Origin of the sequence: Bacillus paranthracis, assembly GCF_001883995.1 — a bacterium.
GTDB lineage: Bacteria > Bacillota > Bacilli > Bacillales > Bacillaceae_G > Bacillus_A > Bacillus_A paranthracis.
On the sequence record NZ_MACE01000030.1, the window covers coordinates 1 to 13,353 of the forward strand.

Consider the following 13,353-nt stretch of genomic DNA (forward strand, 5'->3'; position numbering starts at 1 on the left):
CCCCACTGATTAAAGTTTCACTTTATCTACATCTTTGTCTAATCGATCGAAATAGAAAAACCACAGTAAACTCATGAACACGTAATAGATGGCCATCACGCCAAGATTATCAGATATATTTTCAAATGTAGATTTAGTAGTGAAAAAAGCTCCCCAAATGGTAGAAATAGTGAGGTAAGATAGAGGACCTACGATGTGTACGAAAGCATATAATACCTTTTTAACTTTTACAGCGTTCATATGAAAAACCTCCTTTTTCTAATCATACATTCAAGTTCCTCACAGAAGTGTTGTAGTTTTGCTGGATTATGTATTAACAAGCGGGCATCGTGTTTCCCGATAAATCTTCGAATCCGAAAGTTTAATAAGAAAGATCGACCATAGCGCTCTATTAAATCGTTGAACTCTCGTTGTTCGCTTAGTAGATGAATGTTTTCCCTAATTTCGAACTGTCTTTCGTGTGGATTACCTAGTAAAATATTTAGAATCATTTGTAGAAGTAGCAATAGGGATCCCCTCCTATGTTAGAATAATCTGTATATTATAATTATAACAAAACTATAAGGATAATAGTAGGATGAAACAAAAAACAGGAGTTTGTAGGCTCCTGTTTTTGTCGATACTATTTTAGTAAGCGAAACGCCTTTTCCGTATTAGCAAAATGCAGTTTCACAAACTCAGGTAATCGTTCTTTACCAAGCTTTTGAATTAATTTAGCGGCGGCGATATCAACTTGTTTACCAGCACCTTTTGGAAGGGGCATACCAGCTTTTTTGCTTAGTTCGTTAAATTGTTTTACGAATGAGTAACGAGCTAAAATGGAGGCGGCGGCTACTGCTAAATGGACGCTTTCGCCTTTCGTTGCGAAGTAAACATTTTCACGTTGTACCTGTTTTTGTTTTGCTAAATATTTGTAGTATGTATCAGGCTGTGTGAATTGGTCGATTAAGACGCCTTCAGGTTTTATAGGTGCCATTTTAGCTAATAAGTTTGTAATAGCTTTATTATGTAGCAAAGCTTTTAGTTTACCTTGGTTGTTTCCTTTATCAAATAGCTCGTTATATTTTTCGTTATGAAGAACGAGAGAGCTGTAAGGAACAACGTGTAGAAGTTGTTTTGCAATGGCAGTAATTTGTTCGTCATTTAAGTTTTTAGAGTCTTTTACACCAAGTTCTTTTAGTAGTGGAATTTGCTTCGCATCCACATATACAGCAACGACTGTCATCGGTCCGAAGAAATCACCAGTCCCCACTTCATCTGACCCTACGATCGACATTGTACCGATGGAAGCAGGCGGTGCATAACGGTGTGAATCAACAGATCTTTTTACAGCTGTTTTCGGTGTTTGAGAGACAGTTTGCCAACGAGAAGCTTCTGCTTCAGCACGTCCACCTTGGAACATTACTTTTCCAGATTTATACGCTGTGATTGTGCAAGATGGCACTTTTGCCATGAAGATTCCGCCTTGTGGAGTTTTCGGGCTAAGCGAATGTTTATATTGTTGTTTCATGTCTTCAATTACTGTAGAATTTGTTTGAATTACGATAGAATTTGACATAATGGTCACCCCTTTTTTTATATTGTTATTTTTATCATATCGGATTGTTCTTTCTGTTTCCATATTATGAAGGTTCATGGTATGATAAACTTTAGGATTCTGTACGTGATTGGAGGCCGGTGAGTTGTCACAACAAAAGGGAAAGAAAAGTCGAATTAATGTAGAAATCTATGGTCAGCAATATTCAGTTGTTGGCGATGAAAGTACAAGTCATATCCGCATGGTAGCAGCGATTGTGGATGATAAAATGCGCGAACTCAATGCCAAGAATCCTTCGCTTGACACGAGTAGACTAGCGGTATTGACGGCGGTAAACGTCATACACGATTACATAAAATTAAAAGAAGAACATGAGAAATTGAAAGAAAGTATGACAAAAAAAGGAATGGAATAACATGATTGATATTATTATCATTTTACTGCTTGTTATGGGATTTTTCCTCGGCTTACGCAGAGGGTTTATTCTGCAACTTGTAAAGTTAACAAGCTTTATTATCGCATACCTTGTTGCATACTGGTACTGTAAAGATTTAGCGCCAGCACTTGCGAAATTTATTCCGTATCCATTTGATAAAAATGTATCTGTTCCAGAATGGATTGATGCAAATAATATTGAGACAGTATTTTATCAAGCGCTTGCGTTTATCATATTGTTTATTATCACAAAAATTGCACTTTCATTACTTGGTAATTTGTTAAATATGTTTGCAGAAATACCGGTTTTAAAGCAAGTAAATGCGTTTGCGGGGGCACTCCTCGGATTTTTAGAAGTATATATTATTTTGTTTGTCTTAATTATCATTGGAAACATTCTTCCGATTGAACAATTACAAACACCATTACAACAATCATCAATTAGCAAAATAATTGTAGACGATACACCGATTCTCTCTGAAAAGGTGAAGGAACTATGGCAGACAGGTAGCAGAGTATAACTTCTCTTTTTTCGGAAAGAGAAGTTTTTTTCTATGAAAGAAAGGCGGGACAATGATGAAAGTAAATAAAAAACAAGTTATCAAATTATTAGAGACAATCGGGCTTTTTATGGAACTAAAGGGCGCGAATCCATTTAAAATATCTGCATTTCGTAAAGCGGCAGCAGCATTAGAAAGTGATGATCGTAGTCTTTCTGAGATTGAAGATTTCACGAAGATTCCGGGCATTGGAAAAGGAACAGCAGCAGTTATTCAAGAATATATAGAGTCGGGAACATCTGAAGTATTACAAGAGCTTGAACAAGAAGTGCCAAGTAGCTTATTACCGTTATTAAAATTGCCAGGCCTAGGTGGTAAAAAGGTAGCTAAGTTATATAAAGAACTTGGTGTTGTTGATATGGAATCGCTAAAAGCGGTTTGTGAGGAAAATAAAGTACAAGCTTTAGCTGGTTTCGGCAAAAAAACAGAAGAGAAAATATTAGAAGCAATCGATCAAGTAGGATCTCGTCCAGAGCGTTTACCAATCGCGATGGTATTGCCTATTGCCGGGGAAATAGAGGAGAAATTGTCGAATATTGCTGAGGTAATTCGTTTCTCTCGCGCTGGTAGTTTGCGCCGTGTTCGTGAAACAGTAAAAGATTTAGACTTTATTATTGCAACGACAGAACCAGCTGCAGTACGTGAGCATTTACTACAATTTGATAATATGATTGAAGTAATCGCGAGCGGGGATACGAAAGTTTCTGTTCGTCTTCAATATGAATATGATATTTCAATTGATTTTCGCTTAGTAAAACCAGAAGAGTTTATTACAACTCTTCACCATTTCACAGGATCCAAAGACCATAACGTAAAAATGCGTCAAATCGCAAAAGATAAAGGCGAGAAAATTAGTGAGTACGGTGTAGAGAACTTGGAAACAGGGGAAGTGAAAACATTTGAGACTGAAGAAGAATTCTTTGCTCATTTCGGTCTTCCATTTATCCCGCCAGAAGTTCGTGAAGATGGAAAAGAAATTGAATTAATTAAAGAGTATCCAAACTTAATTCAGTTCTCTGACATACAAGGTGATTTACATATGCATACAACATGGAGTGACGGTGCTTTTTCTATTGAAGAGATGGTACAAGCGTGCCGTGCTCGTGGATATAAGTTTATGGCAATTACTGATCACTCACAATACTTGAAAGTAGCGAACGGTTTAACGAAAGAGCGCCTTCGTGAACAAGCGAAAGAAATTGAACGTATGAACGAAAAGTATCCAGACATTACAATTTTACGCGGAATTGAAATGGACATTTTACCGGATGCCTCGCTTGATTTTGATGATGAAGTATTAGCAGAACTAGATTATGTCATTGGAGCAATTCACTCTAGCTTCTCACAAGACCGTGAAACGATTATGAAACGTCTTCGTGCTGCACTAGAGAATAAGCATGTCACAATGATTGCCCATCCGACAGGACGTCTCCTTGGACGCCGTGAAGGTTATGATGTAGATACAGACTTATTAATCGAACTCGCAAAAGAAACAAATACAGTTTTAGAATTAAATGCGAATCCAAACCGTCTAGATTTAAGCGCGAAATTATTAAAACAAGCACAAGATGCTGGTGTAAAAGTAGCGATTAACACGGATGCTCATACACTTGAAATGTTAGAAGATATGGAAACAGGTGTAGCGGCAGCACGTAAAGGTTGGATTCAAAAAGATAACGTGATTAACACGTGGGATATTGAACGTTTATTAGACTATATTAAACGTAATAAGTAACACAAGGGGGACCTGCAACATGTTAGAAAGAACGTTGCGTGTATTAGAATATAATAAAGTAAAAGAACAATTACTTGAACATACAGCATCTTCACTTGGTCGTGACAAAGTGAAGAACTTAGTGCCGAGCACTGATTTTGAAGAAATTGTAGAGATGCAAGATACAACGGATGAAGCAGCGAAAGTCATTCGTTTAAAAGGTAGTGCGCCATTAGGTGGTATTACGGATATTCGCTCCAATGTGAAGCGTGCAAAGATTGGAAGTATGTTAAGTCCGAATGAACTACTTGATATTGCGAATACGATGTATGGTAGTCGCAATATGAAACGTTTCATTGAAGATATGGTTGATAATGGTGTCGAGCTTCCGATTTTAGAAACTCATGTCGCTCAAATTGTATCTTTATATGATTTAGAAAAGAAAATTACAAATTGCATCGGTGATGGCGGTGAAGTAGTCGATAGCGCAAGTGATAAACTGCGTGGTATTCGTACTCAAATTCGTACTGCGGAAAGCCGTATTCGTGAAAAGTTAGAAAATATGACGCGTTCTTCAAACGCGCAAAAGATGCTGTCTGACTCAATTGTAACGATTCGTAATGAACGTTACGTAATCCCAGTAAAACAAGAATACCGCGGCGTATATGGCGGTATTGTTCATGATCAATCAGCTTCGGGACAAACGTTATTTATTGAACCGCAAGTCATTGTAGAGTTAAATAACGCGCTCCAAGAAGCACGTGTGAAAGAAAAACAAGAAATCGAACGCATCTTATTAATGTTAACAGAAGAAGTGGCAGTAGAAGCCGATATCGTTTTATCAAACGTAGAAGTAGTTGCAAATCTTGACTTCATTTTTGCGAAAGCTTTCTATGCGAAGCGAATTAAAGCAACGAAACCAATCGTAAATAACGAGCGTTACATGGATTTAAAACAAGCACGTCATCCGCTTATCGATCCAGAAGTTATTGTGCCAAATAACATTATGTTAGGGAAAGATTTTACGACAATTGTTATTACAGGACCGAATACAGGTGGTAAAACAGTTACGCTGAAAACAGTTGGTATTTGCGTATTAATGGCACAATCTGGTCTTCACATTCCAGTAATGGATGAGTCAGAGATTTGTGTGTTTAAAAATATATTTGCTGATATCGGTGATGAGCAATCGATTGAACAAAGTTTAAGTACGTTCTCCTCACATATGGTGAACATTGTTGATATTTTAGAAAAAGCTGATTTTGAAAGCTTAGTTTTATTCGATGAATTAGGTGCTGGAACAGACCCGCAAGAAGGGGCTGCACTTGCCATTTCAATTTTAGATGAAGTATGTAATCGCGGTGCTCGCGTTGTTGCTACGACGCATTACCCAGAATTAAAAGCATACGGATATAATCGTGAGCAAGTTATCAATGCGAGCGTTGAGTTTGATGTAAATACATTAAGTCCAACGTATAAATTATTAATCGGTGTACCAGGACGTAGTAATGCCTTTGAAATTTCGAAACGCCTTGGGTTATCTGATCGTGTCATTGAGCAAGCACGCAATCACATTAGTACAGATACAAACAAAATTGAAAATATGATTGCGAAGTTAGAAGAAAGTCAAAAGAATGCAGAGCGTGACTGGAACGAAGCAGAAGCACTTCGTAAGCAATCTGAAAAACTGCATCGTGAATTACAACGTCAAATTATTGAATTTAACGAAGAGCGTGATGAACGATTATTAAAAGCGCAAAAAGAAGGGGAAGAAAAAGTCGAAGCTGCAAAGAAAGAGGCAGAAGGCATTATTCAAGAACTTCGTCAGTTGCGTAAAGCACAGCTTGCAAACGTGAAAGATCACGAGTTAATTGAAGCGAAGAGCCGTCTAGAAGGCGCAGCACCAGAGCTTGTGAAGAAACAAAAAGTAAATGTGAAAAATACTGCGCCGAAACAACAGTTGCGCGCAGGTGATGAAGTAAAAGTATTAACGTTCGGTCAAAAAGGTCAATTGCTTGAAAAAGTAAGCGATACAGAGTGGAGCGTACAAATTGGTATTCTGAAGATGAAAGTAAAAGAATCTAATATGGAATACATTAATACACCGAAACAAACAGAGAAAAAAGCAGTTGCAACAGTAAAAGGTAGAGATTATCACGTTTCATTAGAACTTGACCTTCGTGGTGAACGATTTGAAAATGCAATGGCGCGCGTCGAGAAATATTTAGACGATGCCCAGCTTGCAAGCTATCCTCGTGTATCAATCATTCACGGTAAAGGAACAGGAGCACTTCGCCAAGGTGTTCAAGATTACTTGAAGAAGCATCGTGGTGTGAAAACATTCCGTTACGGTGACATGGGCGAGGGAGGCCTAGGCGTAACAGTTGTCGAATTAAAATAGAAAACAACGAAACAAAGGGGAAACCATTATATGTTTATGGACAAACTTGCAAAAGTATTGTTAGCTTGTTGCGGAATATTTTTGGTGATTGGGGTTATTTATTTAGTTGTTTTTGCGAAGTAAACGAGCGTCAATCGTGGCATAATGATATTGCCATAGATTGACGCTTTTAATATATATGAAAAGGAATAAGCTATGAAAATCAACCAATACATAAGCGAAGCAAAATCATGCTCCAGACGTGAAACAGATCGCCTTATTAAAGCTGGACGCGTGGCTATTAACGGCGAAATATGTACGCACGGTGCACTCGTAGGCGATGGTGATGTAGTAACGATTGATGGACAGGTTCTTGCAAAAGAAGAGAAAGAAAAGGTGTATATCGCCTTTCATAAGCCAGTTGGCATTACTTGTACAGCAGCTGATCATATTGAAGATAATATTATTGATTATATCAATTACCCAGAGCGAATCTTTCCAGTTGGGCGATTAGATAAAGCGTCAGAAGGCCTTATTTTATTAACGAATGACGGTGCGATTGCGAATCAAATTTTACATGGTGATCATGAGCACGAGAAGGAATATGTTGTCACAGTCGATAAACCTTTTACGGACTGGTTTATTGATGAGATGTCCAGCGGTGTAAAGATCAAAGATGGAATGACGAAGCCATGTAAAGTGACGAGAGTGGATCAGTCTACATTTCGCATCGTTTTAACGCAAGGAATGAACAGACAAATTCGTAGAATGAGTCGAGCTTTCGGGTTTACTGTAACAAAGTTAAAGCGAGTACGCATTATGAATATAGAGCTAAATGAGCTTGAAGTTGGAAAGTGGCGGAGCGTTACAGCTGAAGAGTTAGAAATTTTAATAGGGCAGTTATAGGGAGGGGGAATTTTCTCCCTATATTTTTTTGTCAGAAAAAATAAAACTATTGATTTTTTAAAAAATAGCCCATATAATAAAAAACAACAAGTTTCGACAAGATATTTTATAAAAGTAATGATGAGGACATGAGTTGTTTTTTACGATTCTCAGAGAGGGAAGCCTTAGGCTGTGAGCTTCCTAATACGAAAAGACAAGCTTACCACCTCTAAACTTCAAGAGTGAACTGCATACATGATGCATTGTAATTCTTGGCGGATAAAACCGTTATCAATTTACACGAGCTATAAAATGAGCTTATTTCGCTATAAATTCATTTTATTAGAATAAGGGTGGAACCACGATTTCAACACTCGTCCCTTTGTTAGGGACGGGTGTTTTTTGCGTTCTTTTACGGGGAAGTATGCTTGAAAGAGGATATATGACGGATTTTAATTCAGAATATTTTGTTAATTTATAATTATGTAGGAGGTTAGTAGAAATGAAATCATCTTTAAAGTTTTCTGAGATGTTTGCAATAAGTTTAATGTTATTTGCACTATTTTTCGGTGCGGGTAATATGATTTTTCCACCAGCATTAGGACAAGGCGCTGGAACAGATGTATGGATCGCGCTATTTGGTTTTGTCGTAACAGGCGTTGGATTGCCTTTATTAGGAGTTATCGTTATAGCTTTAAAGGGAGATATTAATGAGCTAGCAGGGCGTGTACACCCTATATTCGCACTAGTTTTTATTACTGCAATTTATTTATGTTTAGGCGTATTCGTAAGTGTGCCGCGTACAGGAACGGTTGCTTATGAAATGAGTGTTGCACCATTTTTACCAAGTGAAATAGCTGGTCAATCGTATCCACTTGTTATCTTTACATTTATTTTCTTTGCTCTCACTTTCTATTTAGCTTTAAACCCATCAAAATTAGTGGGCCGCATCGGTAAAGTATTAACTCCGATTTTATTAGCTGTTATTGCAATTATTGTAGGTAAAGCACTTATTACACCAATGGGTGAATTTGGTGCACCGACAGAAGCATATAGTGCTCCGCTATTTAAAGGTTTTATTGACGGATATTTAACTTTAGATGGACTTGCAGCACTTGTATTCGGAAATGTTGTAATTCATGCGTTAAAAGAAAAAGGTATTACAAATAAAAATAGCATTGCAAAAGTAACAATTTTTGCAGGATTTATTGCAGCACTTGGTTTACTACTCGTTTACTTAGCGCTTGCTTATCTCGGAGCTTCTAGTGTCTCTCTTGGAATGGGGGCAAACGGCGGAATTATTTTAACAAACGTTGTAAATCATTTATTCGGTAGTTACGGAACTTTATTATTAGGAATCGCAATTTCAGCAGCATGTTTAACAACTTCAGTAGGGATTGTCGCAGCTTGCGGAGAATATTTCTCTTCTTTATTACCGAAGCTTTCTTATCAAAAAGTTGTTTTCATTTTCTGTGTATTAGCATTTATGGTAGCGAATCTTGGTTTAACTCAGTTAAATGCATTAGCATTACCAATCTTAATCGCAATTTACCCAATTGGTATCGTGCTAATTATATTATCACTGGTTGAAAACTATATTCGTCTTCCTTTAGTCATGTATGTAGGTGGTATTGTAGGAGCATTCATGATTAGCTTCTTTGATGGGTTACACAATGCAAATCTTGAGATTGCAGCATTAACACCAATTTTAAATAAAATTCCATTATATAGTGTTGGGATTGGTTGGTTCGTTCCTGCTCTAGTAGGTATTGTAATTGGATATGTCATTTCATTGTTTCAAAAGCAAGAAGTTGCTGTAGAAAAATAGAGAAAAGAGGCTTTCTATGAAAGAAAGCCTCTTTTTTTTGTAGAAAAAGCCACATATAAGGAAATTCAGATATTTAAAGTTTTATACGTAATATAGTTGACAAAAAAATTATGAGTAGGCTAAGATTGACTTAGTTGTGGAAATATTGGAAGGAAAGTGAGGAGTGAAAGGTATAAGGTTTTCTATAACAATATTATTTTTGTAGATAGAGGTGATCAAGTAGGAAGATGGATAGTTTTATTTTTTTTGAGATTCATTGAGAATGATAATCAACAAAATAAATAGAGACTTATGTTAAAATAAGAATCGCTCTTTATAAAGAATAGAGAGGGATATTATTTTTAACATGAATTGAGAATGATAATCAATAATATCTGTATTACATAAACAAATTACAATTAAATAAGGATAGAAGATTATTATTTTTTTCTAATATAATGAGAATAATTATCATTTTCAAAGAGTATGGATGAAAGATAAACAAGGAGGAAGTAAGCCAAATGAGAAAGATTTCTGTATTACCCGCTTTTATTATAACGTTCGTATGTATGCTAGCTTTTCTTATCATGCCATATGGGAAAGTTTCAGCACAACTAGCTGACGGTACGTATGACATTAACTATGTCATTCAAAAAGCAGAAAATGATTCAGCTTCAATGGCAAATGATTATTTTGAAAAACCAGCTAAGCTAATTGTGAAAAATGGTGAGATGAGAGTGCAAATCCCGATGAATCATAGTGCTTGGATTACAGAATTTAAAGCACCTGAAAACGGGAATTTTGTTGATGCAAAAGTAGTTAGCAAGGACGAGGCTGCTGATAAAAGAACGGTTGAATTTAAAATTGATGATTTATCAAAACCATTAGGAGTAAAAATTCATGTTGTCGTACCAAGTGCAAACTATGACCACCACTACACAATTCGTTTTGCTTTTGATGCAAATGTAAAAGCTGTAGGTGGAGATAACGGCGCGGCTGCTACAACAAAAAACAATGATCAAACGAAAACAGGTACACAAGTTAAAGAAGAGAAAGCAAAAGTAGAGAATAAAGAAACAACAAAAGAAGCGAACAAAGAGACAAATAAAGATACAAAAAATGAAAATGGTAAAGCTGAAAAAACAGATAATCCTAAAACAGGCGATGAAGCACGTATCGGATTATTTGCGGTGTTAATTCTTATTTCAGGTGTTTTCTTAATTCGTAACGTGAAGTTTAATAAATAAATAAAAAGGAGCGTTATTTCATTGAACAGGTATCTTAAGATTGTTGTTGCTATGTTTTTAATGATATTTACATTCGTATCAACACTACAACCACTTGCAGTTCAAGCAGCTACTCAATTAGCTGACGGTGAATACTCAATCGGTTTTAAAGTTCTTAAAGACGCATCGGATGAAGTATCCATGATGAATGAATACTCTGTAAGTCCAGGAACTTTAAAAGTGAAGGATGGGAAAAAGAAAGTATCCTTTACATTAAAAAATAGTTCATGGATTACGAAATTTGAAACAGACAAAGCAGGTCAACTTGTTGAGACAAATGTAATTAGTGAAGATAAAGAAAAAGATACAAGAGTAGTAGAATTCGATGTGGAAGATGTAGAGAAGATATTAAAAGCGAAAGTAAAAGTAGATATTGATTTTCTGAACTATCATCATGAATATGATGTTCGTATTGCATTTGATCAAAATAGCATTACACCAATTCATGTAGAAAAACCAGATGAAAAAGAGGACCCAGCTAATAAGCCAGATCCAAATGAAACTACGGATCCAGGTCAGAAGCCCGACCAAAAGCCTGACCCAGATCAACAACCAAATTCTAACACAATTGAAGATGGTGCGTACAGCATTCCTTTCAAAGTGTTAAAAGATCAAACAGATGAAGAATCTAAAATGAATAGTTACATGGAAAATCCAGGAGTATTGAAAGTAGAAAATGGTAAGAAAAAAGCGGTTGTAACGTTAAAAAGTAGCTCATTAATTAAAAATTTCCAAACGGAAAAAGATGGTGCATTTGTTGATGCAAAAGTAGTGAGTGAAGATAAAGAAAAAGATACAAGAGTAGTAGAGTTTGAAGTAGCTGATTTATCGAAAAAACTTAATACAAAAGTATTTATTGAGATGGCATCAAGAAATTATAAACAAACGCATGACGTACAACTTGTATTTGAACAAGACAAATTGGAAGCTATTAAAAGTGAAGACAAACAACCAGACGGAGATACCATTAAAGATGGTGAATACAATATTGGTTTTAAAGTATTGAAAGATAAAACAGAAGAAATTTCAATGATGAATACGTACACGAAGAGTCCAGGTGTATTAAAAGTGAAAGATGGAAAGAAATATGTATCCTTCACATTAACAAATAGCTCATGGATTACAAAGTTTGAATTTGAAAAGAATAATTCATTTGTTGATGCAAGTGTATTAAGTGAAGATAAGAAAGCTGATACACGTGTAGTAGAAGTGGAAGTAGCTGATTTATCTAAGAAACTAAATGCAAAAGTGAAAGTAGATATTGATTCAATGAATTATCACCATTTCTATGATATTCAATTTGCATTTGATAACGATAGTATTCAACCGTTAGACAACCAAGGTGGAAACAACAATCAAGGCGGAAGTAATGACCAAGATGGAAACGATAACCAAGGCGAAAATGACAACCAAGGTGGAAACAACAACCAAGGCGAAAATGACAACCAAGGTGGAAACAACAACCAAGGTGGAAACAACAACCAAGGCGAAAATGACAACCAAGGCGGAAATAACAACCAAGGTGGAAACAACAACCAAGACGATAACACAGCAATTGATCCAAACGCTCTTAAAGACGGTGAATACAGTATCGGTTTTAAAGTGTTAAAAGATAAAACAGAAGAAATTTCAATGATGAACACATATACGAAGAATCCAGGTGTATTAAAAGTGAAAGATGGCAAGAAATATGTATCCTTCACATTAACAAATAGCTCATGGATTACGAAGTTTGAGTTTGAAAAGAATGGTGCGTTCGTCGATGCGCAAGTATTAGGTACAAATAAAGAGAAAGATACAAGAGTAGTAGAAGTGGAAGTAGCTGATTTATCGAAAAAGTTAAATGCAAAAGTGAAGGTAGATATCGATGCAATGAATTATCATCATTTCTATGATATTCAATTTGCATTCGATAAAGGAAGTATTAAAGCTTTAGGTAACCAAGGTGGAGATACTAACCAAGATGGTAATGGTAATCAAATCGGAAGCGACAACCAAGGCGGAAACGACAACCAAGATGGAACGAATAATCTAAATGAAAACCCAACAGTTGATCCGAAAAATTTAAAAGATGGTCAGTACGATATTGCTTTTAAAGTGTTAAAAGATAAGACAGAAGAAATTTCAATGATGAATCAATATGTTGTAAGTCCAGCAAGATTAACAGTGAAAGATGGCAAGAAGTATGTTGCAATGACACTGAAAAATAGTGACTGGATTACGAAATTCCAAACAGAAAATAATGGTGGATTTGCAGATGCAAAAGTAGTAAGTGAAGATAAGGCTGCCAATACAAGAGTCGTAGAATTTGAAGCTAATGATTTATTTGCAAAATTAAATGCAAAAGTAAAAGTAGATATCGATTCAATGAATTACCATCATTTCTACGACGTACAAATTCAATTTGATACGACGAAGATTGGCGCTGTAGGAACGGTAAAAGAAGAGCCAAAGAATGAACCGAAAAACCCAGTAACTACACCAAAAGTAGATAATGTAAAAACAGTAGGAACTCCTGATTTTAACCGAAATGCAGATGGTAAAAAGAAAAACGAAGCTACAAATAATGATTCGAAAAAAGAGAAAAACTCAAAAACTGCAGATACAGCACAACTTGGTTTATACATGATGTTACTGCTAGGTTCACTTGCTTTACTAGTTCGTAAATATAGAGCAGGTAGATTGTAATTTTTGGAGTCTTGATGCATGTTCGCGTGCATCAAGACTTGTTTCATATTGTTTGGAAAGG

The 13,353-nt window shown here is 36.0% G+C and carries 11 protein-coding genes and 1 other annotated feature; of the genes, 8 read left to right on the top strand and 3 right to left on the bottom strand.

The window, feature by feature from the left end; translation table 11 throughout:
* Window positions 1–9: 9 nt before the first annotated feature.
* The 3 genes from BAQ46_RS13360 to rnhC all read right to left on the bottom strand — a co-directional run bounded on the left by BAQ46_RS13360 (window position 10) and on the right by rnhC (window position 1,558).
* A complete protein-coding gene (locus BAQ46_RS13360) occupies window positions 10–240 on the bottom strand; it encodes a hypothetical protein (protein WP_048557713.1) in 231 nt (76 codons plus the stop codon).
* Window positions 237–506: a hypothetical protein gene (locus BAQ46_RS13365; protein WP_046198149.1), complete on the bottom strand. Its 270-nt coding sequence runs from the start codon at window positions 504–506 to the stop codon at window positions 237–239. Before BAQ46_RS13365 ends, BAQ46_RS13360 begins: the two co-directional genes overlap by 4 nt.
* 116 nt (window positions 507–622) lie before the next feature.
* Window positions 623–1,558 (bottom strand): ribonuclease HIII, encoded by a 936-nt coding sequence (gene rnhC / locus BAQ46_RS13370; protein ID WP_000071600.1) that lies wholly within the window; start codon window positions 1,556–1,558, stop codon window positions 623–625.
* A 124-nt stretch (window positions 1,559–1,682) separates the two neighbouring features.
* Here rnhC and zapA point away from each other — a divergent pair, with 124 nt between their 5' ends.
* From zapA to BAQ46_RS13415, 8 genes are all read left to right on the top strand, one after another.
* Window positions 1,683–1,952, top strand: coding sequence for a cell division protein ZapA (gene zapA / locus BAQ46_RS13375; protein WP_000082701.1), 270 nt, complete (start codon window positions 1,683–1,685; stop codon window positions 1,950–1,952).
* A gap of 1 nt (window position 1,953) precedes the next feature.
* On the top strand, window positions 1,954–2,493 hold the full coding sequence (locus BAQ46_RS13380; protein WP_000565413.1) for a CvpA family protein: 540 nt from the start codon (window positions 1,954–1,956) through the stop codon (window positions 2,491–2,493).
* Between the two features lie 55 nt (window positions 2,494–2,548).
* Window positions 2,549–4,267, top strand: a complete 1,719-nt coding sequence (gene polX / locus BAQ46_RS13385; RefSeq protein WP_000867555.1) for a DNA polymerase/3'-5' exonuclease PolX — start codon at window positions 2,549–2,551, stop codon at window positions 4,265–4,267.
* Between the two features lie 19 nt (window positions 4,268–4,286).
* A complete protein-coding gene (locus tag BAQ46_RS13390) occupies window positions 4,287–6,647 on the top strand; it encodes an endonuclease MutS2 (RefSeq protein ID WP_071742023.1) in 2,361 nt (786 codons plus the stop codon).
* A gap of 195 nt (window positions 6,648–6,842) precedes the next feature.
* The gene (locus tag BAQ46_RS13400) at window positions 6,843–7,532 is read left to right on the top strand and encodes a 23S rRNA pseudouridine(2604) synthase RluF (protein ID WP_000700722.1); all 690 of its coding nucleotides are present in this window, start codon (window positions 6,843–6,845) and stop codon (window positions 7,530–7,532) included.
* 108 nt (window positions 7,533–7,640) lie between these two features.
* Window positions 7,641–7,896, top strand: a binding site (T-box leader).
* 117 nt (window positions 7,897–8,013) lie between these two features.
* Window positions 8,014–9,339, top strand: coding sequence for a branched-chain amino acid transport system II carrier protein BrnQ6 (brnQ6, locus tag BAQ46_RS13405; RefSeq protein ID WP_061132074.1), 1,326 nt, complete (start codon window positions 8,014–8,016; stop codon window positions 9,337–9,339).
* A gap of 500 nt (window positions 9,340–9,839) precedes the next feature.
* A complete protein-coding gene (gene isdC / locus BAQ46_RS13410) occupies window positions 9,840–10,565 on the top strand; it encodes a heme uptake protein IsdC (RefSeq protein WP_061132075.1) in 726 nt (241 codons plus the stop codon).
* A 51-nt stretch (window positions 10,566–10,616) separates the two neighbouring features.
* Entirely contained in the window at window positions 10,617–13,292 is a 2,676-nt protein-coding gene (locus tag BAQ46_RS13415; RefSeq protein WP_071742027.1) for an NEAT domain-containing protein, read from the top strand.
* Window positions 13,293–13,353 lie beyond the last annotated feature (61 nt).